Annotated in this window: 20 protein-coding genes and 1 pseudogene; 13 read left to right on the forward strand and 8 right to left on the reverse strand. The window is 62.5% G+C overall.

The window, feature by feature from the left end; all coding sequences use genetic code 11:
* Positions 1 to 2: 2 nt before the first annotated feature.
* The 3 genes from AT395_RS12675 (at position 3) to AT395_RS12685 (ending at position 4,772) form a co-directional block, all read left to right on the forward strand.
* Entirely contained in the window at positions 3 to 1,151 is a 1,149-nt protein-coding gene (locus tag AT395_RS12675) for a BMP family ABC transporter substrate-binding protein (protein ID WP_048629381.1), read from the forward strand.
* A gap of 300 nt (positions 1,152 to 1,451) precedes the next feature.
* Positions 1,452 to 3,047, forward strand: coding sequence for an ABC-F family ATPase (locus AT395_RS12680; RefSeq protein WP_042115825.1), 1,596 nt, complete (start codon positions 1,452 to 1,454; stop codon positions 3,045 to 3,047).
* A gap of 291 nt (positions 3,048 to 3,338) precedes the next feature.
* Positions 3,339 to 4,772, forward strand: coding sequence for an aldehyde dehydrogenase family protein (locus AT395_RS12685; RefSeq protein ID WP_042115826.1), 1,434 nt, complete (start codon positions 3,339 to 3,341; stop codon positions 4,770 to 4,772).
* Here AT395_RS12685 and AT395_RS12690 read toward each other — a convergent pair.
* Positions 4,753 to 4,968, reverse strand: coding sequence for a DUF1289 domain-containing protein (locus AT395_RS12690; RefSeq protein ID WP_042115827.1), 216 nt, complete (start codon positions 4,966 to 4,968; stop codon positions 4,753 to 4,755). The two genes, AT395_RS12685 and AT395_RS12690, sit on opposite strands and share 20 nt — an antisense overlap.
* A 168-nt stretch (positions 4,969 to 5,136) precedes the next feature.
* Here AT395_RS12690 and AT395_RS12695 point away from each other — a divergent pair, with 168 nt between their 5' ends.
* Positions 5,137 to 5,559, forward strand: coding sequence for an EamA family transporter (locus tag AT395_RS12695; protein ID WP_042115828.1), 423 nt, complete (start codon positions 5,137 to 5,139; stop codon positions 5,557 to 5,559).
* A 49-nt stretch (positions 5,560 to 5,608) separates the two neighbouring features.
* Here AT395_RS12695 and AT395_RS12700 read toward each other — a convergent pair whose 3' ends face one another.
* The 5 genes and pseudogenes from AT395_RS12700 to AT395_RS12720 all read right to left on the reverse strand — a co-directional run bounded on the left by AT395_RS12700 (position 5,609) and on the right by AT395_RS12720 (position 12,361).
* Entirely contained in the window at positions 5,609 to 6,775 is a 1,167-nt protein-coding gene (locus tag AT395_RS12700) for a phospholipase A (protein WP_224787532.1), read from the reverse strand.
* 161 nt (positions 6,776 to 6,936) lie between these two features.
* Positions 6,937 to 8,613, reverse strand: a complete 1,677-nt coding sequence (locus AT395_RS12705; RefSeq protein ID WP_124988608.1) for a sensor domain-containing diguanylate cyclase — start codon at positions 8,611 to 8,613, stop codon at positions 6,937 to 6,939.
* A 24-nt stretch (positions 8,614 to 8,637) separates the two neighbouring features.
* Positions 8,638 to 9,843 carry a putative bifunctional diguanylate cyclase/phosphodiesterase gene (locus tag AT395_RS12710; RefSeq protein WP_048629382.1) on the reverse strand — a complete coding sequence of 402 codons (1,206 nt, stop codon included), beginning with the start codon at positions 9,841 to 9,843 and terminating at the stop codon, positions 8,638 to 8,640.
* Between the two features lie 447 nt (positions 9,844 to 10,290).
* Positions 10,291 to 11,529: pseudogene (locus AT395_RS12715) on the reverse strand (NAD(P)/FAD-dependent oxidoreductase); the annotation flags it as partial.
* Positions 11,530 to 11,890: 361 nt separating this feature from the next.
* Positions 11,891 to 12,361, reverse strand: coding sequence for a Cd(II)/Pb(II)-responsive transcriptional regulator (locus AT395_RS12720; RefSeq protein ID WP_042115832.1), 471 nt, complete (start codon positions 12,359 to 12,361; stop codon positions 11,891 to 11,893).
* Between the two features lie 129 nt (positions 12,362 to 12,490).
* On the opposite strand from AT395_RS12720, the gene AT395_RS26250 reads away from it, so the two are divergent.
* Positions 12,491 to 12,694, forward strand: a complete 204-nt coding sequence (locus AT395_RS26250; RefSeq protein WP_048629384.1) for a hypothetical protein — start codon at positions 12,491 to 12,493, stop codon at positions 12,692 to 12,694.
* 62 nt (positions 12,695 to 12,756) lie between these two features.
* Positions 12,757 to 14,883 carry a heavy metal translocating P-type ATPase gene (locus tag AT395_RS12725; RefSeq protein ID WP_048629385.1) on the forward strand — a complete coding sequence of 709 codons (2,127 nt, stop codon included), beginning with the start codon at positions 12,757 to 12,759 and terminating at the stop codon, positions 14,881 to 14,883.
* 17 nt (positions 14,884 to 14,900) lie between these two features.
* On the opposite strand, the gene AT395_RS12730 is transcribed toward AT395_RS12725, so the two are convergent.
* Entirely contained in the window at positions 14,901 to 15,926 is a 1,026-nt protein-coding gene (locus AT395_RS12730; protein WP_167370730.1) for a CHAD domain-containing protein, read from the reverse strand.
* Between the two features lie 377 nt (positions 15,927 to 16,303).
* Positions 16,304 to 16,582, reverse strand: a complete 279-nt coding sequence (locus AT395_RS12735) for an HU family DNA-binding protein (protein ID WP_042115834.1) — start codon at positions 16,580 to 16,582, stop codon at positions 16,304 to 16,306.
* A 566-nt stretch (positions 16,583 to 17,148) separates the two neighbouring features.
* Between AT395_RS12735 and AT395_RS12740 the strand changes: the two genes are divergently transcribed.
* The 7 genes from AT395_RS12740 (at position 17,149) to AT395_RS12770 (ending at position 26,114) form a co-directional block, all read left to right on the forward strand.
* Positions 17,149 to 17,976: a phosphodiesterase gene (locus tag AT395_RS12740; protein ID WP_042118387.1), complete on the forward strand. Its 828-nt coding sequence runs from the start codon at positions 17,149 to 17,151 to the stop codon at positions 17,974 to 17,976.
* A 299-nt stretch (positions 17,977 to 18,275) separates the two neighbouring features.
* Positions 18,276 to 19,763, forward strand: coding sequence for a PelD GGDEF domain-containing protein (locus tag AT395_RS12745; RefSeq protein ID WP_231606142.1), 1,488 nt, complete (start codon positions 18,276 to 18,278; stop codon positions 19,761 to 19,763).
* Positions 19,756 to 20,901, forward strand: coding sequence for a hypothetical protein (locus AT395_RS12750; RefSeq protein WP_048629386.1), 1,146 nt, complete (start codon positions 19,756 to 19,758; stop codon positions 20,899 to 20,901). The genes AT395_RS12745 and AT395_RS12750 overlap by 8 nt, the downstream gene beginning before the upstream one ends.
* A gap of 83 nt (positions 20,902 to 20,984) precedes the next feature.
* A complete protein-coding gene (pelF, locus tag AT395_RS12755) occupies positions 20,985 to 22,562 on the forward strand; it encodes a GT4 family glycosyltransferase PelF (protein ID WP_042118395.1) in 1,578 nt (525 codons plus the stop codon).
* Positions 22,562 to 23,938: an exopolysaccharide Pel transporter PelG gene (gene pelG / locus AT395_RS12760; protein ID WP_042115835.1), complete on the forward strand. Its 1,377-nt coding sequence runs from the start codon at positions 22,562 to 22,564 to the stop codon at positions 23,936 to 23,938. The genes pelF and pelG overlap by 1 nt, the downstream gene beginning before the upstream one ends.
* Before the next feature lie 160 nt (positions 23,939 to 24,098).
* Positions 24,099 to 25,160 carry a UDP-glucose 4-epimerase GalE gene (galE, locus tag AT395_RS12765; protein WP_042115836.1) on the forward strand — a complete coding sequence of 354 codons (1,062 nt, stop codon included), beginning with the start codon at positions 24,099 to 24,101 and terminating at the stop codon, positions 25,158 to 25,160.
* A gap of 183 nt (positions 25,161 to 25,343) precedes the next feature.
* Positions 25,344 to 26,114 carry a ferredoxin--NADP reductase gene (locus tag AT395_RS12770; RefSeq protein ID WP_039374413.1) on the forward strand — a complete coding sequence of 257 codons (771 nt, stop codon included), beginning with the start codon at positions 25,344 to 25,346 and terminating at the stop codon, positions 26,112 to 26,114.
* Positions 26,115 to 26,180 lie beyond the last annotated feature (66 nt).

Below are 26,180 nucleotides of genomic sequence, written 5' to 3' on the forward strand. Positions count from 1 at the left end.
CGATGCGACGTAAAGTCCTGATCACAATGGCAAGCCTGGCGGCCGCCATGCTGGTTTCCGCCTGCGGCAAGCAGGAGAACAATACCGCGAATGCACCGGCGGCAGCCTCCGACGCGCAGGCATCGGCCGCTCCGGCAGGCAAGGGGCCGATGGGCGTGGCGTTCGTCTACATCGGCAACCCGGGCGACGCAGGCTGGACCTTTGCGCACGAGCAGGGCGCAAAGGCGGTCGAAGCGAAGTATGGCGACAAGGTAAGCGTGACTCGCGTGGAAAACGTGCCCGAGGGCGCAGACTCGGAGCGAGTCTTCCGCGATTTGGCGAGCAAGGGCAATAAGCTGATTTTCGGCACGTCGTTCGGCTACATGGACTCGATGGTCAAGACGGCCGCCGATTTTCCCGACGTGACCTTCGAGCACGCCACCGGCTTCAAGACGGCGCCGAATCTCGGCACGTATGACGTGCGTACGTACGAAGGTGCGCATCTGGCCGGCGTGGTCGGCGGGCATGTGACGAAGTCCAACGTGATCGGCTATGTGGCATCGGTGCCGATTCCCGAGGTGATCCGCAATATCGACGCGTTCACCATCGCGGCGCGCGAAGTCAATCCGAAGGTCAGGGTGAAGGTTGTCTGGATCAATAGCTGGTTCGATCCGGGCAAGGAGCGTCAGGCGGCGGAATCGCTGGTCGGACAAGGCGCCGACGTGCTGATGCAGAACGTTGACTCGGCCGTGGTGATGCAGGTGGCCGAAGAGAAGAAGATCCATGCCTTCGGCTGGGACTCGGATATGAGCAAGTTCGGCCCGAATGCCCATCTGGCCTCGGCCGCCATCGACTGGAGCAAGTACTACGTGCGCACGGTCGACGAAGTCATGCAGGGCTCGTGGAAGAACACGCCGGTCTGGGGCGGCATCAAGGAAGACGAGATCAACCTCGTGGCCATCAACGACAAGGCTGTGCCGGAAGCCGCCCGCAAGGCGGTGAGCGCACGTCATGACGCGATTCGCGACGGCAAGTACGATCCGTTCACCGGTCCGATCAAGGGGCAGGACGGCAAGGAAATCGTGCCGGCCGGCAAGACGCTCAACGACGACGAGAAGCACCAGATCAACTGGTTCGTCGAAGGTGTCGAGGGTTCGCTGCCGAAGCAGTAATAACGACGGTGCCGCCCTTGGGCGGCATGACGCGCTCAGGGAAAACGCCGGCGTCTGCCGGCGTTTTTTTATGTCTTCAGACGTTACGCCCGCGTCAGCCGGGCAGGCTGTCACGGTTTCATCCTGCGCGAGTCCGTCCGCCCCTGGCCGAGGCGATGCGGATTCGCATGACGCGCTGCGGGTCGGAGCCATGGGCCCACGTTGGGGTAACGGAGGGCGCGCGACACGCTTCGGTGTTAAAATATCGGGTTTCGTGGCGCAATTCTGTGCCGCCGCACTTCATTTCCCCGGATACCGCCTGTGCTGTCTACTGCCAATATCACGATGCAATTCGGCGCCAAGCCGCTCTTCGAGAACATCTCCGTCAAGTTCGGCGGGGGCAACCGTTATGGCCTGATCGGTGCGAACGGCTGTGGCAAGTCGACGTTCATGAAGATTCTCGGCGGCGATCTGGAGCCGAGCGCCGGCAACGTCATGCTTGAACCTAACGTGCGTCTGGGCAAGCTCAAACAGGATCAGTTTGCGTACGAAGACATGCGCGTGCTCGACGTCGTGATGATGGGCCACACCGAAATGTGGGCCGCCATGAGCGAGCGCGACGCTATTTACGCCAACCCGGAGGCGACGGACGACGACTACATGCACGCCGCCGAACTCGAAGCGAAGTTTGCCGAGTACGACGGCTACACGGCCGAAGCGCGCGCGGGCGAGCTGTTGCTGGGCGTGGGCATTCCTATTGACCAGCATCAGGGGCCGATGAGCAACGTTGCGCCGGGCTGGAAACTGCGCGTGCTGCTCGCGCAGGCGCTGTTCTCGAACCCGGACGTGCTCCTGCTCGACGAACCGACCAATAACCTGGACATCAACACGATCCGCTGGCTGGAAGACGTGCTCAACGAGCGCAACTCCACCATGATCATCATTTCCCACGATCGCCACTTCCTGAACGCGGTGTGCACGCACATGGCCGACATGGACTACGGCACGCTGAAGATCTATCCGGGTAACTACGACGACTACATGCTCGCATCGGCACAGGCCCGCGAGCGTCAGATGGCGGCGAACACCAAGGCCAAGGAGCGCATCACCGATCTGCAGGACTTCGTGCGCCGCTTCTCGGCGAACAAGTCGAAGGCGCGTCAGGCGACGAGCCGTCTCAAGCAGATCGACAAGATCAAGGTCGAGGACATCAAGCCTTCGTCGCGTCAGAACCCGTTCATCCGTTTCGAATTCGAGAAGAAGCTGCATAACCTCGCGTTCGAATTCGAGGGCATTGCGAAGTCGTTCGACCGCCAGATTTTCAAGAACTACTCCGGCGCCGTGCGCGCTGGAGAGCGTGTGGCGATCATTGGTGAGAACGGTGCGGGCAAAACCACGCTGCTGCGCAGTCTGATGGCGGAACTGCCGGTGGACGCGGGCTACGTGAAGTGGGCCGAGAACGCGAATATCGGCTATATGCCGCAAGATACGTCGGAAGCCTTCCCGGAAGATGTGTCGCTCACTGACTGGATGACGCAATGGGGCCAGGAGGGCGATGACGATCAGGTGATCCGTGGCTCGCTGGGTCGTTTGTTGTTCGGTGGCGACGACGTGCGTAAGTCCGTGCGTGTGCTCTCCGGTGGTGAGAAGGGTCGCATGATCTGGGGCAAGCTCATGCTGGGCCGTCACAACGTGCTGATGATGGACGAGCCGACCAACCACATGGATATGGAATCGATCGAGTCGCTTCAGATCGCGCTCGACAAATATCCGGGTACGCTGATCTTCGTCTCGCACGACCGCGAATTCGTGTCGGGTCTGGCCACACGCATCATCGAAGTGAAGAACGACGGCACGCTGATCGATTACGCCGGCACGTACGACGAGTACCTGGCCAGCCAGGGCGTGGAAGTCTGACAGCAGGCTTCGAGCCGTCCACGCGACGCGCGTAATTCACGGACAGGGCGCTTGCATGGCAGGCGCCCTGTTTGCGTTTACGGTGCCGTGTTTGCTGCCGGCCCCGGCCCCGGCGCCAAGGCTTATGCCGATGATCACACGCAGAGGCGCCATGGGTGTTGTCCGACAGTGCCATGAGAGGACCGGAAGGCGCGGCTCGGCGCAGCCCGATTTCAACATGAGACCGAGAAGCGCCGGGAAGGGCGGACTACAATAACCGTTCGACGTTCATCTGGCAGCGGGAGACATTACATGATTACGTACGACAAATTTTTCATCGACGGTCAGTGGGTCGCGCCGGTCGGGCGCGGCATGCTGGACGTCTTCCACTCGGCCGATGGGAAGTTGATGGGCCGTATTCCCGAGGGGGATGCGCAAGACACGGAAGCGGCGATTGCTGCTGCGCTGAAGGCACGCAACGCCTGGGCAGCGACATTGCCTGCCGAGCGCGCGACCTATCTGCGGAAGATCGCGGCGGGCCTGAAGGCACGCACGGACGATCTGGCGAACGTCATCACGGGCGAAACGGGGATGCCGATCAAGCTCGTACGTGCGATTCAGGTGGGTGGTCCTGTTTACCACTGGAACAAGTATGCCGAGCTGGCCGAATCGTTCGAGTTCGAAGCACGCGTGGGCAACTCGCTGGTGGTGCGCGAGCCGGTGGGCGTGGTCGGGGCAATCACCCCATGGAATTACCCGCTCAATCAGATCACTCTGAAGGTGGCGCCGGCGCTGGCCGCAGGGTGCACGGTGGTGCTAAAACCGTCGGAGGTTGCGCCGTTCAACGCGTTCATTCTGGCGGAGGTGATCGCCGAGGCTGGTTTGCCGGCGGGCGTGTTCAATCTGGTTACGGGGTTGGGGCCGGTTGTCGGTGAAGTGCTGGCAAGGCACCCCGATGTGGATATGGTGTCGTTCACGGGGTCGACCCGGGCGGGCAAGCGTGTATCCGAAGTGGCGTCGCAAACGGTCAAGCGCGTGGCGTTAGAGCTGGGGGGGAAATCGGCTTCGGTAATACTCGACGATGCCGATCTCGCGGCAGCGGTCAAAGGCACGCTCAACGCCTGTTATCTAAACTCTGGCCAGACGTGTTCCGCGCATACGCGCATGCTCGTTCCTGCATCGCGCTATGAGGAAGTCAAAGCGCTGGTCAAAGAGGCCGTAGCACGCTTTACACTGGGCGATCCGCGTGAGGAAACGACACGTCTTGGGCCGTTGGCCTCTGCCGCCCAGCGTGAGCGTGTGCAAGCCTATATTCGCAAGGGCCTCGCCGAGGGGGCGGAACTGATCGCCGGCGGAGACGCCGTGCCGGAGGGCTTCGAGTCGGGGTTCTTTGTCCAGCCGACGGTGCTGGGGCGTGTGACACCCGATGCCACCGTTGCGCAGGAGGAGATTTTCGGCCCGGTACTCTCGATCATCACCTATCAGGATGAGGCGGATGCCGTGCGCATTGCCAACGACTCCATCTATGGTTTGGGCGGTGGCGTGTGGTCTGGCGACGAGGCGCGGGCAGTGCGCGTGGCGCGGCAGATCCGCACGGGGCAGGTCGATATCAATGGCGGGGAATTCAACGTGCAGGCACCGTTCGGCGGCTTCAAGCAGTCGGGGCACGGGCGGGAAAACGGGGTGTACGGCTTCGAGGAATTTCTCGAGTACAAATCGCTGCAATTCAAGTCTGCGAAGTCGTAGACCCATTGTCGCAATAGCGCATCGCCGTGCCTTCGCGGTTGATGCGCTCCCAGACGACGGCCTTTTCTTCGTCGGTGAAGAACACCCAGTTCGATACTTCGTAAGCCGTGCGGCCGCAACCCTTGCAGACGTCGTCGAAGAGCGTCGAGCAAACGCCAATGCAGGGGCTGTCGGGGCGGTCGTGCAGTTCGGACATGGGAGAGGCGAATGGGGCCGGAGGGCGGTTCGGTGTCACAGGGAAGCGCCATTATCTCACCGATGGCCGGGGCGGCCGCCATTTCCCTACGGCAGGGTGCCGGCGGTGGACTTTTCAGCGAGTTTCGGGTTGGCAGGGTTCAACTCTTTCTAATGATGGTGGTGTTTCATGCTGCGTAGCTGGCAATTGTTTGCGCTGGGTTCGGCGTTCTTTGCTGCATTGACGGCGGTGTTCGGCAAGCTCGGGGTGGCGAATGTCAACTCGAACATGGCCACGCTGATTCGCACGATCATTATCTTTGCCGTGACTTTGGCGATCGTAGGCATGCGTGGCGAGTGGCAACGGCCAACGAGTTTAAGCGCGAATACCTGGCTGTTTCTGGTGCTTTCCGGGGTAGCAACTGGTTTGTCTTGGCTTTGCTATTTCCGCGCATTGCAGTTGGGCCCCGTGTCGGGCGTGGCGCCGCTGGACAAGCTCAGCGTTGCGATGGCGATGCTGATCGGATGGGTGGCGCTCGGCGAGCCGTTCTCGCTGAAGGAGGCCCTTGGCGGAGCGTTGATTGTCGCCGGAGCGTTGGTGCTGGTGCTTTGAGGTCGCGAGGCGGCGCACAGTGCGCTGTGCGCCATGCGAACAGACAACGTTACCAGCGGAATACGCTATACCCGATACGCAACTCTGACCTTGAATGACGGTTGTAGTCGAGCAGGTCTTCACCGTAGCCGGTGAAGTATCCGAGCCAGATATATCCGCCGGTGCCCGGAATCAGCTTGCCAAGCGGGTAGGTTACCTGCACGTCCGCACTGCCATAGTTGCGCTTCATTCCCTTGCGCAGCGTCGCGCCGATCTGCCAACCATTCGGCTTGCCCCAAAGCACGAGCAGATCCATATAGCCGCGGTAGTCCTGAATATCGCGATTGTCGCTCTTCTCCACGTAGGCGTAGAGCTTCGGCGCCACCGTCCAGTGGTATTCGGATGGGTTGCCAAACTTCAGGATCGGTTTGACGAAGACGGTATTGATGCTGCGCGAGTCGTCGCCTGCTTTGCCGTTCGACTCGTGCTCGATACCTGCTGCAACGCCCAGCGAACTGAACCAGCTTGCCCGCACGCCGGTATCCGGGATGTAGTAGAACAAGCTCGGACGGTAATTCGAGTCGCGGAACGGGGCCGACTCCGCCTGCAGATCCCAGATCGATAGCTGTGTGTAGCCAAAATACAGGTTGTCGAGAAAGGACTTAGACGCCGGATTATCCGGCTTGAGAATGTGGAACTTAAAGCTGAGCTGGAACCGCGCATTCGCGTCGCCGTTCTTGCCGAAGGCAATGTACATCGGCTCGTTAGACGAAATTCGGGCGAATTCGGTGTCGGTCGTGGGGGCGATCGCGTCGGGGGCCGCGCTGACCATTGCACCCGACGCCGGGACGCTTTCCTTTGAAGCTTGCGTCGTGCTTGCGTCGGGTGCGACCGGAACAGCGGCCACCATTGGTTCGGCCGGTGCGGCGCGATCTAGCACGAGGGTGATTGTCGAAGCATCCCAGTCAACTGGCTCGAGGCGCACCGCGCCGCGTAATTCCTTCGGGAGCGTGGCGGAATACGAGATGCGGCGGAATTGACCGTCAGAGAGTGTGACTTCTGCGGGGGCCACGGCTTCGCGCTTCAGGTGGAGCAGGGTGGGCTTGAAATCGTCGTTAGAGATACGTACGACGATTTCGTCCGGCAACTTGATCGTCTTGCGGCCCGGTGTGTCCTGAGTGGCCAGCAGCGTCAATTGCAGCGGTGCGCCGCCCGAGAGGGCGCGCGGGGGCTGCAAGAGAGAAAGTTCGGCATATGAGGCACTGCTAAGGGCCAGGCAGAGGGCCGCTGTGCCGATTTGGATAGCGCGCAACGGCGACGGGGCGAATGTGGTGAGATTCGTCTGTGGCATCGGTCCGGTCTGGGTTGGCGACCCCGGGCCGGTGAGCCCGAAGTCCGTTACGACCCGCCTCGGGTGAGTGCCCGGAGGTCGGATTCGCGGGCGCAGCGATCGCGCCCGCGGGATTTGGCAAGGTACAGCGCAGCGTCGGCACGTTGCAGCCAGGCGTTATCGTCGTCACCTGCATGCCACTGGGCTACGCCGGCACTGATGGTGAACTTAAGCGGTTGTCCGTCGACATCGATATGGGCCGCGTGTACGGCTTCACGCAAACGCTCGGCCGCCTCAAGGGCTCGTGCCTCGGTAGCGCCACTCAGGATAATAGCGAATTCTTCGCCCCCCAAACGACCGCAGATGTCATCTTCGCGTAACGATTCGTGACAAAGCCGGACGAAGGTGGCGAGTACGCTATCGCCGAGCGCATGACCCCAGGTGTCGTTGATCTGCTTGAAATGGTCCAGATCGACCAGGATGACGCACGCCGGCACTTCGGTCGATACGGCTTGCGCAACCTCGGCGCGCAGCCGTTTGAGAAAGTGTCCACGCGATAGCGCACCGGTGAGCGCATCGTATTTGACCTCGTGCTCAAGCGCGGCATTCTTGGCCAACGTGTCTGTTAACTGGAGCTTTTCGCGCTTCAGATAGCGAACGAGCAGCCAGAGTGCACCTGCCGAACTGAGCAGCAGTGCGAACACCAAGGTCGCATAACGACGTCGCTCGATGGACAGGCTGCCCAGTGTCGGCGCTTCGTTCATGGTGTAGATGATCAGTTCGCTGTCTGTCGACGGTTCGGCCTCCAGAAGATATGGCTGGTTGTCGGGCTGCACGCGAACCAGACGCGCACGGTGCTCGCCATTTTCGTCGTCGGGGTCGCTCTGCATGAGCCCCGGTGTGCCGGGCGACAGATCATAGTCTTTGATGGGAACGACCGTGAAGTCTTCCTGCTGGTAGAGATGGCGCCGTTCCTGACGTGTCAGTTTGAAGACCTCGGCGCCTGGGACTGCCTGACCGGTGAATGTCGGATCGTTGGCAAGTACGATAACGCCATTGGTGTCGGTCACGAACGATGCACCGGAATCGACCCAGTGAGACAGCCGGCGCACGCCGAGTTTCACCACCATTACACCGACGAGCAGGCCGTCCCGATAAACGGGGGCGGTGAAGTAGATGCCGGGCAGACCGGTCTTGCGGCCAATGACATATTGTTGGCCCGCGCCGCCGAGCACGGCGGTGTTGAAGTAGCCTCGATCGCCATAGTTGTCGCCAACCAGCGGGTCGGTCGTATAAGCGTCGCTTGAGGCGATCGTCACGCCATCCGGTGTGCCCAGCCAGACGAGATCGGCGCCGAAATAGAGCTGTGCGGCGCGTAGCAGCTCATTGACGGGTTTGAGCACGGGGTTGGCGAGCAAGGTCCGACGGGCCGTTTCGGGTGGCACGCCCTTGAGCGGATGCTCGGCGATGCTGGCTGCGGCGTCCTGAATTTGTGCGATCTGAGCCAGCACCTGGGGGATGCCGCGAATGAGCATCAGGTCCTGATTGACCGTGTGGACGGTGCCGTGGGCGAGGCGGCTTGCAACGCTGCGCTCCTCAAAGAGCAGGCGTGCCGAGCGGTTCGCCACCAACTGATCGGCGGCGAAGCGAGCCAGTCCCCAGGCGACGAGGACGCCAATGAGAATGGTCAGGCCGCTGACGAGGACAGAAGCGGTTCGGTGACGGTTGAACAGAGCGTTGGCCAACGGCAAAGGCGGATGCAGACGCGTTTACAGGCGCCCGTGCCAGTCGCGAATGAAGGTCTCGATATGCCCGGGCGGCAAGGGGCGCGTGCAATGATACCCTTGCCAGGCGTGACAGCCCAGCGACGCCAGTGCGTCGCGTTGCGCACTGGTCTCGACTCCTTCGGCAACGGTCTCGATCTCGAGCTTGCGCGCGATGGCGATGATGGCGCGAATCAGCTCCGTATCGTAGCCGCCAAGCAGCACGCCGGCTACGAACTGGTAATCGATCTTGACGGTGCCGAACGGCCAGCGCTTGAGGCGCACGAAACTGGAATAGCCGGTGCCGAAGTCGTCGAGCGACAGGCGAACGCCCATGGCCACGAGTTCGTTCATCAGCGTGGCCGCTTCGTCGAGGTGCGAGATCAGCGACGACTCGGTAATCTCGATCTCCAGCTTGTCGGGCGGCACGCGGTGGTGTTTGAGGGCGTAACGGACCGTCTCAAGCGTTTGCACGCGCATTTGCTGCGCCGACAGGTTCACAGCCACTCGCGGATATTCTTCGCCGTCCGTATGCCATTTATCGAGCTGACGGCATGCTTCGTGCAGTGTCCATTCACCGATCGGACCAATGACGTCGCAGCGCTCAGCGGCCGGAATGAACTCGCCTGGCATGATCAGTTCGTCGTCGCGCTGCCAGCGGATCAGCGCTTCGAGCCCGGTCAGCCGGTGCGTGCGCATATCGATCTGCGGCTGGTAGTGCAGGCGGAATTCCGACCCAGACAGGGCGCGTCCAATGGCGTTGCGCCAATAGTGCTCGTTGCCCGCTTCATCCGGCGGGGTAATGCTCTCGGTCGGGGCGGACGGGGCTTCGGTTACGAGAAAGCGCGACGCACTTTCGCGGATCGCCTGATCGGCGACATCCGAGGTGTGTTCGAGTAACGTGGCGGGCCAGACCGGCACCTGCGGCAGGTGGGTGACCCCTGCCGAGAGAATCGGATAGAGCAGACCGTTCCCGCACGGGACGGGCGATTCGCCGGCACGGATAAACCGGCGCGTGATCTGCGAGGCGGCTTCGCGGCTGCCGAGGTCCCGCAACAAGATGGCGATCTGCTGGTCGGAGACACGCCCGATCAGATCGCGCCGGCGAATGCGCGAGCCGATGCGAAACGCAATGGTGGCCAGCAAGTCGGCGTCTGAAATGGCGGCCTGACTGCTTGCCTTGCGCTGGCCACGTCCCACATGCAGTACCACGAGCGCGCTGTGGCTGCCGGGCGGGCTAGGGGGGTGCGCAACTCCAGACTGAGGGCACGCAACAACCGCTGGCGATCCAGCAGCAGGTCGGCGAGCACGACTTGGCGTCGAAGCGCGTTGGTATCGTTCATCTCGGAAGACGGGCAGTCGTTACCCGTACGGTTGAACGTTTGTCATTGCCGCGTGCAATGCCTGCGGCCAGAGGAAGCCCACGCGTCGAACCGGTCGTGCCGCCAGAAAACCCTTGAATCATGTTCAGCATAAGACGCGTAAATGTGTCGGCCATCACGCGAGGGACAAGGTGGGATACACCGGCCACAGCACCGCATTCCTCGCGATCAGGCAGACCGCGCGCAAGGCGTGGCCCGACTAGAAGCTCGTGCCCGGTCACGAAACCGGGTCCTTTGACCTTTAACGGCACCCGTTATTGAAAATTGAGTCCGGGTTTCACCTATGATCGGCACGGCTGGGTTGCGCCAGCCATTCTCGTCCGCGGAGCATGAAATCCCAATACACCTTGGGCAGCACGTATTTTTTCAATACCCATGCAAAACGGTTGGGATGGGTGCCGTCGATGGGGAACGTTGGCAGCAATTTGCCACCGTAGCCGAACTCGGCCAGCACGATCTTGCCGTGCTCCACCGTAAGCGGGCAAGCGCCATAGCCGTCATAACGCAGCGCGAGCGGCCCGCCGTCCATGGCGGCCAGCAGGTTTTCCGCGACGACTACCGCTTGTTTGCGCGCGGCGGCAGCGGTCTTGGCGTTCGGGGCAGAGATCGCGTCGCCCAGGCCGAAAATATTCGCGTAACGCGTGTGACGCAAGGTCGCCGGATCGACTTCGCACCAGCCGGCGGCGTCTGCCAGCGGACTGGCACGGAGGACGTCCGGGGCGCTTTGCGGCGGTACTACGTGCAGCAAGTCGAACGGCTTGTCGACAAACTGCGACTGCCCGTCGGCGTCGAAAATCTCGAAACGGGCAACACGATGCTCGCCGTCGACCGCGCGCAAATGCGAGAGGTGATTAAGCGAGATGCGATAGCGCTTCACGTACTCCATGAGCGCCGGGATGTAATCCTTCACGCCGAACAGTGCGGGTGCCACGAGATGAAACTCGATCTTCGTCTTGTCGAGCACGCCGCGCTGGCGCCAGGTGTCGGCCGACAGATACATCGCCTTTTGCGGGGCGCCCGCGCACTTGATCGGCATGGGCGGCTGTGTGAACAGGGCATTTCCGCCCTTGAATTCACGCACCAGCGACCACGTGTACGGCGCGAGATCGAAGCGATAGTTGGAGGTGACCCCGTTGCGGCCGAGTGTGTCGGTCAAGCCGTCGATGGCTTCCCAGTTCAGTTGAAGGCCGGGGGCAACGATGAGGTAGCGGTAACCAAGACGGCGACCGTCCGAGAGCAGGATCTGCTGATGATCCGGGGCGAATGCCGTGACCGCCGCCTGGATCCAGTTCACCCCTTCGGGGATGACGCTTGCCATCGGACGCGCCGTTCGCTGAGCATCGAATTCCCCCGCGCCAACGAGCGTCCAGGCCGGCTGATAGTAGTGCGTATCGGCCGGGTCCACGATAGTGATGGAGAGCGATGGACGGCGGCGGCGCAAACTGGCCGCCACGGAGATTCCTGCGGCGCCGGCACCCATGATCACAATGTCGGCGCTGCTTTCCGTCGCGGGGGCTGGCGTAGCGGATACATCGCTGGACATAAGGTCTCCGACAAATAAACAAAAATTGGAACGGAGTGCAACATGTCGATGCGCACTTCCTGAACGGCGTGCCATGGCTGTTCCTGCCGATGCATGGCTGCTGGCACGCCGCGTGCGGGACATTGTATAGAAACTATGCCGGTTTGCCCCTGTTTTCGCAGGGATTGCGGGCATTCATCACAATCATTGCGGCGTTCAACGCCATGCCGTTGAAAGTGTTTGAAAGGTGCGCGCGGGTTGAGTGCCGGCGATGGGGGTTCTGTCGAGGGCGTGTTTGCGGAAGCCCGTCGAGCGACGAGAGCGTCGCCGCTGTGGCGACGCTCTGTTGATAGGTCTACGCGTGAAGATGATCGTGATCGCAGGCGACTTCGATCGGGTCGGTATCGGTATGGCAAGCGCAGGCTTCGCCATGTGCGCCTTGCATGAGCGCACGCAGAATGCCGCAGTCGCTCGTTTCGTGGCGGCTATGACATTGCGCCTGAAGATGCAGCAGTTGTTGTTCGAGCGCCTGCAACTCGTGAATGCGGGTGTGCACGCGCGCAAGATGCGCTTCAATGAGTTGGTTCGCGTCCTCGCATGTCACGCTCGTGTCGTGCGCGAGTTCGCCGAGACGCTTTGCGTCGGCGAGCGGCATATCGAGCGAGCGGCAATGGCGGATGAAGCGAAGGGCTTCCAGATGGTCCTCGCCATAGGTGCGATAGCCAGCGTCGGTCCTCGGCGGGGCCGATAGCAAGCCTGCGCGCTCGTAATAGCGGATGGTTTCGACATCGGTACCCGCCGCGCGGGCCAGTTCTCCGATTTTCATGCTTGACTCCGTAGTGACTACAGGGTTTTGAATAAAGGGTAACACGAATCAGGAAACCAGGAGTTCACATGTCCAACCCCTCGGATTCGGCGCGTCTGGCGGGCTCGACGACGGCCGATCGCAAGGCGCATGACCACGGGGAAGTGCCGGGGCACACGCATCGTCATGATCGGGGGCATCGGCACGACCACTCGCACGACCACGACCACAGCCATGGGCGTGGCCATGTGCACGCGCACGATCACGGTCATTCACACGGTCATGCTGGATCGCGGGCCTCGAGTGCGGCACACGTGCACGAAGCAGTATCCTGCTGCGCAGGTGACGCAGTAATAGCCCCCGTCGAGCCAGTGCCATCGACAGGCGCCCCGCAAGCCCGATTCCGCATCGATCAGATGGATTGTCCGACGGAAGAACGGCTGATTCGCGATCAGCTCGAGCGCCGGCCCGGTGTCGACGCGCTGTATTTCAATCTGCTTAAGCGCGAGTTGACGGTCGTTTTCGACGTAGATGCGTCGGCCTCCGATGCCGCACAGCATGGTGAGGCGGTCGCGGACACGCTACGCAAGCTGGGCATGACGCCGGTGCCGCTCGCGGGCGATAACGCGAACGCGGCACCGCCGCCCGCGGGCCACAAGAGCGATGTCTTGCGTCTGGTAGTGGGAGGCGTGATGGCTGCGGCAAGCGAAGTCGCCGTGTGGTCGGGCGTGCCCGAGCACAGCCCTTGGGTCGGGGCCATGGTCGTCGTCGCAATTCTGGCGTGCGGTCTGCCTACGCTGAAAAAGGGGTGGATCGCGCTGCGACACTTCACGTTGAACATCCACTTCCTGATGTCGCTGGCCGTGATCGGCGCGGTGTTCATCGGACAGTGGCCGGAAGCGGCGATGGTGATCGTTCTCTTCGCGCTTTCCGAAAAGCTGGAGGCCGCTTCGCTGACGCGGGCTCGTCGCGCCGTGGAAGCGCTGATGCGTCTGGCTCCCGATCGGGCATCGGTCGAGCAAGCCGACGGTACGTGGGCGGATGTGCCCGCGGCGTCGCTGCCCATCGGGGCGCGCGTGCGGGCGCGACCGGGCGAGCGCATCGCCATCGATGGCGTGATCGAGCAGGGGAGTTCCGCACTGAATCAGGCGTCGATAACCGGTGAGAGTGTGCCCGTCGACAAGACGGTGGGCGACGAGGTCTACGCCGGCAGCATCAACGAGAGCGGTCTCATCGTCTATCGCACGAAGGTTGCGCCGGGCGATACAACGCTCGCTCGGATCGTGCGCATTGTCGAGACTGCCCAGCAGCAACGCTCGCCGACGCAGCGCTTCGTCGATAAGTTCTCACGTATCTATACACCGGCCGTCGTGCTTTGCGCGTTGCTCGTCGCGATCGTGCCGCCGCTGGCTTTCGGTCTGGCTTGGTCGCCGTGGATCTACAAGGCGCTCGTAATGCTGGTGATCGCTTGCCCTTGTGCTCTCGTGATTTCGACACCGGTAACGGTCGTGAGCGGTCTGACGGCCGCCGCGCGCGCGGGCATCCTGATCAAGGGAGGCGCATTTCTGGAGAGTGGCCGTCTGATCCGGGCTGTGGCCGTTGACAAGACGGGCACGCTTACCCGCGGCGAGCCACGCCTCACCGATGTGGTGCCGTTAAGCGAAACGCCGCATGACGAAGTATTGACGCTCGCTGCCGCACTCGACGCGCAGACGACCCACCCGATCGCGCGCGCGGTGGTCGACGGGTACACGCAAGCCGGTCTGGGTGCATTGCCGCCGGTGACGGATTTCGAGGCGCTGGTCGGCATGGGTGTGAAGGGTCGCGTCGGTCAAACGCTGTACTACCTCGGCAATCACCGTCTGATCGAGTCGCTTGGTGTGTGTAACGCCAACGTGGAAGCCGAATTGGCGCGTCTCGAAGCACAGGCCCGAACGGCAATTGTGCTGGCTAGCGAAACGCAGGCGCTGGCGGTGTTGGCCGTCGCGGATACATTGCGAGAAGAAAGCCGCGAAGCGATCGCGCAACTGACGCAAATGGGCGTTCGCACGGTCATGCTGACGGGCGATAACCGTGCGACGGCGCAGGTCATCGGTCAGCAGGCGGGCGTGACGGATGTGCGTGCGGAAATGCTGCCGGAAGACAAATGGCAGGCGATATCGGCGCTGCGTGAGGAGTTCGGGCAAGTCGGCATGGTCGGCGACGGCATCAACGATGCGCCTGCGCTTGCGGCGGCAGATGTGGGTTTCGCGATGGGCGTGACCGGAACCGATAGCGCGCTCGAGACGGCTGACGTCACGTTGATGGACGACGATCTTCGCAAACTGCCGGCCTTCCTTGCATTGTCGAAGCGCTCGGCGACCGTACTCAAGCAGAACATCGCCGTGGCGCTTGCGATCAAGGCCGTGTTCTTCGCGCTGGCCATCGTGGGGCTGGCGTCGCTGTGGATGGCCGTATTTGCCGACGTGGGCGCGAGCCTGCTGGTGATCGCTAACGGTATGCGCTTGCTGCGCTCCAAGGTGGCACGAGAGGGAATTGCCTGACACCTGATGCCCGACGTTCAGTCTTTGCGCATGCCGCGCTCAAGGGTGTGTGCGTCGGGTAGATGACAAAGGACATGGGCCGCGCGGCTGGTCGCGTTCACGATGATCGTGTCGAGACGTCCGTTCAGAGTGTCTCGCTGTGTCGCCGGAATCTCCATGTCTTCGAGGGCTCGCTGGGCGACGACTGCATCGTTGAGCTGGCCCAGCAGGGTTTGGGCCGTGTGCAGCGTGTCCTGATAGGGGGTGCGGATCGCTTTGCGAAGCCAAGGCGTCAAGGCTTCGGCGCTGTAACGGGCCCTCTTGACCTTCACGCGCAACGCGTGCAATTGCTCGGTGTCGAGCATTGCCAACTGCCGGCAATCCGGAAACAACGCAATGTAACGGGCGCGAAGCACGTTGCGCGCATGTTTTGCCAGCGCGCGCGGCCGCTTGCCGGGCGTGCGCGAGGGCCGTCGCAATGCCTTGGCGGCTTGCCGGTCGGCGTGGCCGTCGGCGCCGATTCCGAACGCCTCCAACAACAACGCATGCAATGCCTGCTGGCGTTCGCTGGCGAGCGCTTCGGCAGCGAGCGCTCGGGCGTCGCTACGTAGTTTCGCCACATGAGCATCAATCGCCGGCCAGTCGATATCGGGGTGTTCGGTGCGCAGGGCGGGCAGTGTCGTTGTCGCCAGCACGTCGGCGTCGCGGGCGGGGCCCATCGTGTGTCCGAGCCAGCATAACTCTGCTTTGATCCGACGGTACCAACGGGGCTTCAGCCATGGCGAGAAGACGTCGATCAGTGCCCGCAGCCGACGCGTTGCAATGCGCAATTGGTGAATGGCTTCGGGGTCGAAAGCCCCGGCACGAGCATCGCTCTCAGGATGAAGAGGCACCGATGGCCACTGTCTCAGAGGAAGTGCGGCAAGCGTGACAAGCAGATGCGCCGCCGACATGCGACGCATGTTGGCGGCGTCGGGCAGTGCAATAGCCTCTGCGTCGGCCGGAGCGGCCGCGGGTGATATCTCACCGGAGGCGGCGATGGCCGCTGTCGTCGCGCGTGTCATGTCACGCAACATAGCATAGATGCTTCGGGAAATAAGCTGGGGAAAAATTGGGCGCGACAAGATGACGCGTCGAGCGCTGCGCCGCGATTTGCAAGCGCAAATCGGTCGTGCGAGTTGAATCAACAGAGAGAGGCCAGATCGATGTCGAGGGGTGCCGGCACGCAGTGTCGGCTCGACAGCCGGGCAGGATGTTGCTGTCGCGGGCGCCTGGTCTCCGAAGGTTCGGTGCGCAGAACACCCGCGAGGCGCGCAGCATCACATCAGTCGTGGACCTCGCGAGAGGATGATGTGACACGTATCCCATGCTGCACGCCGTAAGACGGCGGTGCGAGCAAAAAGATAGGCCGGCACGGAGGCCGGCCTGCGCGCAACTGGTGTTACCGCTTGTTAACGGCGTCCTTGAACGCCTTGCCAGCCGTGAACTTCACGGTCTTGGCAGCTGCGATCTTGATCGCTTCGCCCGTCTTCGGGTTACGGCCGGTACGCTCAGCGCGCTTACCCGAACCGAACGAGCCGAAGCCGATCAACTGAACCGTGTCACCCTTGGCGACGGCCTTCTTGACCGCCTCAAGCACGGCGTCGAGAGTTTCGCCGGTTTGAGCCTTGCTTGCACCCGTGTGGCCGGCGACGGCGTCGATCAGTTCCTGTTTGTTCATGTGTGTTTCCCTTGAGAGGTGGTGAATACCGGCGACAACTCTAACACTTCCGCCATTTGGCGAGTGTCGGTGTTGTATCCGCGCCATAAGGCACGCGGCGCACGCCAGAATATCGCCTTCACGGCACGTAATGCAAACGCGATCCGGAGATCTGTTCCGTCACGTAACGAAAAGGCGCCGGCACTGGCCGGGCAGCCGCATTATAGAGCCTTCGGCGGGCTGTGGGCCAGTCCTGACAATGGTTTGCGGCGATTTTGTTGTGCTATGCCGCGTACTTTCTTGTTCTTGATGATAAAACCCCGGTAACTGCGGGCATCTCCGGTCACCGTCGCGCGCAATCCCTTGCTGGGCGGGCTTTGGAGGTTTCCCTAACACTTCAGGGGTTGCGTACCGGGCCGACTTTTGGTTGTCAGGGCCGTTACCTTGTCCGGATTGGCCGGTATTCATTGTCATGTCATCAGGCGTGTCTAGCGTGGCGCCGCACGATAGATCACACACTGCTGCGTGCGTCCTACACTCGAATGGCGGCGGGACATGTCGCCGAACGCTTTTCAGGAATTGCCTTCATGTTGCTTTGTCAGATTACCGATCTTCACGTGACGCGGCCCGGTTTGCTTGCCTGCGGACGTGTGGATACCGCGCAGGCTCTGCGCCGAGCGATTGCCACCATCAACCGATGGACGCCGCGGCCCGATGTGGTCATCGCGACCGGCGACCTCATCGATACGCCGCATTTGTCGGAATACGAAGTACTTCGGGAGTGTTTGGCGGCGCTTACGATCCCGTTGTATCTGGTCGTGGGAAATCATGATCACCGCGAGGGGCTGCGCGCAGCGTTTCCTGAGCATACCTATCTGCATTCGGCGAGTGAATTTGTGCAGTATCGCGTCGATCTTGGGCCGCTGACCGTACTCACGCTCGACACTCAGGACCCGCCGAATGCCGGAGGGCATTTGTGTGAGACTCGTCTCGCATGGCTCGACGAGCAACTGCACGCGTGCGAGGGGCGCCCGACGATCATCGCCATGCACCACCCGCCGTTCGACACGGGTATCGATTACATGGACGGATACGGCCTGACGGCGCAAGGCCGCGCAGGTTTCGCGCGCGTGACGTCACGTCATCGTCATATTGAGCGAGTGATTTGCGGTCACCTGCACCGCAGCATTCAGGCGTGCGTGGAGGGGGCGCCCGGCGTCATGGCGAGCACATGCGTGTCAACGGCGCATCAGATCACGCTCGGGCTCGCGCCCGGAGCGCCCGGCTCGATCACGCTCGAGCCACCGGGCTTCGCGTTGCATCTGTGGCAACCCGGGGCCGGCGTGCGCACGCATCTGGCGTATGTCGATGCCTACGAAGGGCCGTATTCATTCGACGGTGAATCGGTATCCTGACGGATTGGCGCGGGTTTTGCGCGCGAAAAAATGGGGACGAAAGTAGGACCGGGCGTGTGTAAAGTTCATTCCCATCAAACATAAGAGATCAGTTCGGATCAGCAGTCAGAAGCCGTCCCGACGGAGAAGTATCGCGGGACGGGAGCGGCGGATCTTGCCAAGAAAACTGTCGATCCGTCGCCCAAGGCCCCGGCCGAAGACGCCGGGCAGGGCACATTCCGATATCGGGGAATCATGCGAACCGCCATCGCGCAGCGCTTGCGCGAACGCCCACGTTTCGCGCTGGGCATTTCGATGGCATGCGACGAAGCGATGTCGTGGAAATGGCGCGTGTGCACCCGGTTGATCTCAATTTCCGCGAACACCACGTGACTGCCGCTACGCCCAACGACGCCGAACCGGCACGCAATGCCCAGTCGCCGGCACGCGTGCGCAGCTCGCAGCCGCTCGGTAATCTCGGGCGGTGGGGGAGATGGATTGCCCCCGCTATCGCACGTCCCTTTGCCATGCTTGAAGTGCTGGGCGGCACCGCACTCTTGGTGCTCGTCGCCTGGCGGTTCCGGCCGGACGATCCGCTGCTTCTTTCCGCACAATTTCCGTGGTTATGGCTGGCGGCCCTCATTGCCGCATTGCGCTACGGCTCACTGGCGGGCACGGCAAGCGGTCTGGTGCTCGTGGCCGCCTGGTATGCCCTATGCGCACCGATGGGCGGGCCGTTCCCCATGACGCACTTCGCCGGCGGAATGACAGCGGTTCTCATTGCCGGGCATTTCTGCGATATCTGGTCTCACCGCGCGAATCGGGCGCAGGGCATCAACGCCTACTTCAGCGACCGGCTCGTCGCAATCACGCACAACCACTACCTGCTGCGGGTCTCTCACGAACGGCTCGAACGCGATTTGTTGGCGCGGCCCGTGACATTGCGCGACGCTTTGACGCGCCTTCGCGATCTCACTGTACGGCGGGCAGGAGACGTTCATGGGCACGCGGGCGGGTTGCCGAATGCGCAACCGATGCTCGAGTTCGCTTCGCTGACGTGCCAGATCGAAGTTGCGTCGTTATTCCCGGTGCGCGCGGGCCGGCTCGTCACCACGCCCATCGCGCGGGTCGGTGAGGGCTTCGAGCCCGACGTCGACGACGCGCTGGTCCGGCATTGTCTGCAGGAGGGCACGCTTGCCCACGTGCGTGCCGAGGATCCGGCCAGCGATACGAGCCCCTATCTCGCCTGCGCACCGTTGCTCGACAACGACGGCACGCTGGTCAGCGTGTTGATTGTGCGTCGCATGCCGTTTCTCGCACTCAATCACGACAATCTGCAACTGCTGCTGGTATTGCTTGCCTACTACGCCGATGGGGTGGCCCATCAGCCTCTGGTGGCCAGTGTGCGCGAATCGGTGCCGCAAGCGCCATACGACTTTGCGCTCGAGCTGGGGCGTCTGGCGCGGCTCAAGCGGGCGAGCGGCATCGAGTCTTCACTCGTCGCGCTGGCGTTCCCGCGCGGCGCGCGAGGCGACTCGCTGTTCGAGCAGACGGTGCGCCAGCGCCGGGCACTCGACGCGCTTTGGACCATCGGCACCCCACGTCGCCAGATCGCTATTGCCTTGATGCCGATCACGGACGAGCACGGGATCGACGGCTATCTGCTGCGCGTCGAGACCCTTTTGCGTCAACAGTACGATGTCGATTTCCAGAGCGGTCACATCGCGGTACATACCGCGCATGTGGACGCCGATGCGCCCGGCGACGGCCTGCGCAAACTGATGGAGCGGTGTGTCGATCATGCCTGAGCGCACATCGCAAGGCGAGCGTGTGACAACTGGCCGGCGGCGGCGCCAGCGCAGTGTCGCGAGCGGCCTGCGTCTGCTGCAATGGGCATTCACGCTGAGTTTGGCCGTCATGGCCGTGGTCATGCAGGCACAGGCGCTGCGCCTTGTGATCCAGAGCGAGGTCTGGCAGGCGCCCCCGGGGGACATCGATGCGCCATTGGCGCCGATGTTGGGGCCGATGTCGGCGGCGCTGGTCTGGCAGGCCGCGGCAGCGCTGCTGGCGGGCGGTTTCATGGTTCGCGTGTTGCCACCCAGCTACGGTGCCCGTCACAGCGCGTTCTGGCACATCGCGCTCATTACCTTCTTCCTGCCTGGCGCGGGCTTGACCGTTGTGCTGGGCGTGCTTCTGATCGGGTACCTGTTTCCGCCGCCGCGCGAGGCAATGGCGTCCGGACGCGTCACGCCCCCCGGCTTCATCTCGCACCTTGTGGCGCGGGTTCGGCACGGTGCCGGCATGCGGCTACGGGCGCGGCTGCGCAATCTGCGCGGCGAGCGCGACGACCGCGTGGCGGCTTTGATCTCGGTGCAAGCACTGCCGTCGAGGGTCACGAGTGAAATCGCGCGCGACCTGCTGGCCGATCCCGTGGAGGAAGTGCGTCTGCTGGCGTACGGCATTCTCGACGGCATGGAGAAGCGCATCATGCAGCAGATCTACGCAATGCGCGACCGTCACGCGGCAGCGCAGGACGAAGACGAGCGTGCCCACGCGAGCCGTTGTCTTGCGCAACTGTACTGGGAACTGATTTATCAGAATCTGGTGCGTGGCGAAGTGCTGCGTTTCACGCTGGAGCGGGTAGAGCAGTTCGCACGCGATACGCTCGAGCAGCACGAGGACGATGCCTCGATGTGGTATCTCCTTGGCCGTTGTGCGCTGCTGCGCGAGACGCCCGACGTGGCGGAGATGTATCTGCGTCACGCCCAGTTCCACAGTTTTCCGACGGAGCGCCTGTTGCCCTGGCTGGCAGAGGCCGCGTTCCAGAAGCGCCGTTACGATCGTGTGTCGCAACTGCTCGGCGGGATGGGCGCAAACGCGACGGGCGCCAAAGGGCCGATGGCTTCGCCAGCGGTGCAGCCCGTCGTACGATTCTGGACCCGGTAGCGCCCATGGCCACGCGCCCGCACGACGACCTTACGAATTCGCCACCGTCGGCCGAGATCGGGGAGGCCGCGTCGCCTGTCGACATGGCCGACGTCGCGCTCCTTCTTGAGGGCACCTTCCCCTACGTGCTGGGCGGTGTGTCGTCATGGGTCGATCTTCTGATTCGCGCCTTTCCCGACCTGACCTTCGCGGTGGTGTTCATCGGCAGCCGCCGCAGCGACTATGGCGCGCCGGTCTATCCAATGCCCGCGAACGTTGTTCACTTCGAGGCGCATTTCCTGTACGAGATGGCCGACGCGCCCACCAACGCAGCCGACAGCCCGGCGCGAACGCGGCAGGGCTCGGGCGACCCGGAGGCCTTCGCGCAGATTGCCCGTATGCACGACTTGTTCCGTCAGCGGCATGAGGCACGCGAGCGGGCGGGCGACGACATGAGCGTCGACGATCTCCACGCCATGCTGTCGAAGATTCTGCCGATGCTGCGCGACGGCCATGCGCTGGCGCAGCCGGAATTTCTTCATAGCGAGCGTGCCTGGGATTTCATCACGCAGCGTTATGAGCGCTTTTGCCACGACCCGTCGTTTACCGATTATTTCTGGACCATACGTGCGATGCACAAGCCGATCTGGCAACTGGCGAGCATCGCCAGCGCCTTGCCGCCGGCCCGCATGTATCACACCGTGTCGACAGGGTACGCAGGGCTGCTGGGGGCGATGCTGCGCATGAGTACGGGGCGGCCGCTGCTCGTGACCGAGCATGGCAGCTACACGAAGGAGCGCAAGCTCGATCTGCTGCAAAGCGAATGGCTGCGTGACAATCGCGGTCCGTTCGAGCGCGATATCTCGCGCGTCGGCTATTTTCAGAACCTGTGGATGCGCTTTTTCGAAGCTATCGGCAGGATCTGTTACGACACCGCAAACGAAATCGTCTCGCTGTATGAGGGCAACCGCCAGCGTCAGGTGAGCGACGGCGCGCCGGCCCATAAGACGCGCAGCATTGCCAATGGCGTGGACATCGAGCGCTTTGCCGCGTTGCGTGTCGCCCGGCGCGAGACCGACGCACAGACTGAGCGTCCCGACATTGCGCCGGTCGTGGCGCTGGTGGGGCGGGTGGTCCCCGTCAAGGACATCAAGACATTTCTGCGCGCCGTGTTCATCGCCTACCGCGCGCGGCCTGACTTGCAAGGCTGGATCGTCGGGCCCGATACCGAGGACACGGCGTATGCACAGGAGTGCCGCGACCTCGCCGCGAGTCTCGGTATGGAGTATCAGGTGCAGTTCACAGGCTATCGCGCGATCGAGTCGGTGCTGCCGCAAATCGGCGTGCTGGCGTTGTCGTCTGTATCCGAAGCCCTGCCGCTGGTCATGCTGGAAGCGGCGGCGGCCGGCGTGCCGGTCGTGGCCACGGACGTCGGTGCCTGCCGTCAGTTGATCGTCGGCAAAGACGACGAGGATCGGGCACTGGGCTGTTCGGGGCGCGTTGTGCCGATGGCCGACCCCGAGGCGCTGGCGGCAGCCATCGTCGACGTGCTCGAACCCGGCGCCTGGCATGCCGCGAGCCGCGCCGGTATTGCTCGTGTGGAGCGTTACTACCGGCTCGACACCATGCGCGATGCGTATCGCACGCTATACCGGCGATGGATCGACGGAGGGAATGACTGATGGCCGGTATCGGCTTCGAATTACGGCGTTTGCTGCGCAGCGATACCCTTTCAGGCACTTTGGCGGCATACAGCTATGCGGGAATTATCAGTGCCGGCCCGCTGGTGCTGTCGATGGTCGGCGTGGTGCTGGTCGGGTTAATGAGTCTGGCGAACGTGCAACCCCACGACGTGCTGACGCAATTTCAGGTTTCGGTGACATATCTGATTGCCTCAAGCGTCATCGCCACGGGCCTCATCCAGTTGGCGTTCACCCGCTATCTGAGCGACCGGCTATTTGCCGGCGAGCCGCACACCGTGATGCCGTCGTTCAATGCAGTGACGCTGGTCACGACCGTCGTGCTCGGGGCAATAGGGCTCGCGCTGTCGGAGACGCTTTTCTCGACCCTGCCGCTCACGTATCGCTGGCTGATGTGGATCGGTTTCGTGTTGCTCGGCAATCTATGGATCGTGGTGTTGTTTCTGACGAGCGTGAAGCAGTACCGCGCGATTCTCGGTGTGTTCTGCGCCGGTTACAGCCTGAGTGTGGTCAGTGCCGTGCTGTTGGGGCGCTTCGGACTCGCGGGGCTGCTGGGTGGGTTCGTCATCGGCCATACCTGCCTGTTGCTGGGGCTCACGGCCATTGTCGTGCGTAATTATCGTACGACTACCTGGCTGTCGTGGTCGGTGTTCGTGCCGCGCAATCTGCGGCTTTCGCTGGTCGGCGTCGGAGTGTGCTTCGGGTTGGGCGTGTGGATCGACAAGCTGATCTTCTGGGCGTCGCCCGTGACTGGCATGGCGATTATCGGGCCGCTGCGCGCCGCGCCCATCTACGATCTGCCGGTGTTCCTGTCGTACCTTTGCGTCATTCCGGGCATGGCGGTGTTTTTGCTGCGCATCGAGACGGATTTCGCCGAGGCCTACGCCGGTTTTTTCGACGCCGTACGGCACGGCGGTACGCTGCGGCAGATTTCGGCGTCGCGGGTGTTGATGGTGCGTGCGGTGCGCACGGGGCTTTACGAAATCCTCAAGGTGCAGGCCATCGTGACGCTTCTCGTGTTCGCGTTCGGCGACGACATGCTGCGGCTCGTCGGTATGCCCGAGGCGTGGCAGGCGTTGCTGCGTATCGACGTCGTCTCCGCTGGCCTGCAAGTGCTGCTGCTCGGGGTGCTCAACGTGCTGTTCTATCTTGACCGGCGCCGCGACGTGCTGATGCTCACCTCGTTGCTGGTGGTGCTCAACGCCGCCTTCACCTGGGGCAGTCTGCAATACGGGCCCGCACTGTATGGCTATGGGTTCGCGCTCGCGTTGCTGTGTGTGCTGCTGCTCGGCGCTCACCGGCTGGCCCGCCGGCTGTCGGCGCTCGAATACGATACCTATATGGGGCAGCGGGCATAAGCCGGGCGACAGCCGGGAAGATGCGCCAGGCGAGTCGTTCTGCACGCCATTGGCACGTGGGCGGCGGCTGGAGTAATATCGCGGGTCTCGCCCGAGGCCGTGTTGCGGCTCGACCGGTGCGATATCGAGGGCGCCACACGGGCGTCGCTAAGGCATTTTCATGAACACTCTGGGCACTATTCTCGTCACCGGCGGGGCCGGCTATATCGGCTCACATACGTGTGTCGAGCTGCTGGCGAGCGGGTATGACGTCGTTATCGTCGATAACCTCTGCAACAGTCATCCCGAGGCGGTGGCACGCATTGAACGTATTGCCGGCCGTGCGCCCGTATTCGTCGAAGGCGATGTCTGTTCTCCGGCGGTCATAGACGACGTATTCAGCCGCTATCGGATCGACGGCGTGATCCACTTTGCCGCGTTGAAGTCCATCGGCGAATCGCTCGAAAAACCGTCGCGCTATTACCGAAACAATCTCGATAGTCTGCTGACGCTGATTGAAGCGATGGATCGTCACGATGTGCGGCATCTGGTGTTCAGTTCGTCCGCTGCCGTGTACGGATATCAGACATCGGTGCCGATCGACGAGACGGCGTCGCTTTCGACGGCCAATCCGTATGGTCATACGAAGTTGATGGCCGAGCAGATCCTCGCCGATACCGCCAAGTCCGACACGCGCTGGCGTATCGGGGTGTTGCGATACTTCAATCCGGTGGGCGCGCATGAATCCGGGCTGATCGGCGAAGACCCGGGCGGGGTGCCGAATAACCTGATGCCGTTCGTTGCACAGGTCGCCGTGGGCAAGCTGCCCCAGCTCATGGTCTACGGCGGCGACTGGCCGACGCCCGATGGCACGGGGGTGCGCGATTACATCCATGTGGTGGATCTGGCACGTGGTCATTTGGCGGCGCTGGCGGGCCTGCATAAGCTGAACGCAGGCTTCACCGTCAATCTGGGGACTGGGCGAGGGCACAGCGTTCTTGAAGTCGTGCAGGCATTCGAAGCCGCCAGCGGCCGCAAAGTGCCGTACGCGATCGTCGATCGCCGCGCGGGCGACGTAGGGGCCTCGTATGCCAATGCGTCGCGCGCGCACGCCTTGCTGGGCTGGCGCGCCGAATTCGATCTGGCCCGTATGTGCGCCGATCACTGGCGTTGGCAGCATCAAAACCCTGATGGATATCAAATGTCGCCCGGAAACCCCGGCGGCCCTTCAGCGGACAAATGAAAGCAATTCCCAATTGGGGTAAAATGATCGGGTTTTCCCGCCCAAAACTGAAAGTGCGTATACCTGATGCGCCTGGAGTCCGGGCATCGGGCCATTAAGGATGGCTCGCGCAAGCCTTCAGGCGTCCGGGCCATGCGCCCTGCCGAGGTGTCGCGCCGCCCCTTCGTCTAACGTCAAGCCACTATGAGTACTCAGAATCAACAGACCGTGCTGGAAGTCCATCACTGGACTGATACGTTGTTCAGCTTCAAGACCACTCGCGACGCGTCGTTCCGTTACGTCAATGGCCAGTTCACGATGATCGGGCTGGAAGTGGAAGGCAAACCGCTGCTGCGTGCGTACAGCATGGCAAGCGCGAATTACGAGGAAGAGCTGGAGTTCCTGAGTATCAAGGTGCAGGACGGTCCGCTGACCTCGCGTCTGCAGCATTTGAAGCCGGGCGACAAGGTTATCGTTGGCCGCAAGCCGACCGGCACGCTCATCAACGACAACCTGCTGCCGGGCAAGAACCTTTACCTGCTGTCGACGGGCACGGGACTCGCGCCGTTCATGAGCATCATCCGCGACCCGGAAGTCTACGATCGCTACGAGCACATCATTCTGGTGCACGGCTGCCGTTTCGCCAGCGAGCTGGCGTACCGCGACCTGATTACACAGCATCTGCCGGAACACGAGTATCTGGGCGAGTACATTCGTGACAAGCTGATTTACTACCCGACGGTCACGCGCGAAGAGTTCGAAAATCAGGGCCGTATCACGGAACTGGTGGAGTCGGGCAAGATGTTCACCGATATCGGCCTGCCGGAATTCAGCCCGGAGAACGATCGCATCATGCTGTGCGGTAGCCCCGCCATGCTCAAGGACACCCGCGAACTGCTGGAAAAGCGTGGCTTCGTGGAAGGTCACAACCACGCCCCGGGGCATTACCTCGTCGAGCGCGCGTTCGTGGGGTAAGACGGTGATCGTTGCCGTCTTGTCGTCGTCCAATACGCCACGAACGACGCGAACGAAGCAAACGTA

It is taken from the genome of Pandoraea apista (assembly GCF_001465595.2).
Classification (GTDB): domain Bacteria; phylum Pseudomonadota; class Gammaproteobacteria; order Burkholderiales; family Burkholderiaceae; genus Pandoraea; species Pandoraea apista.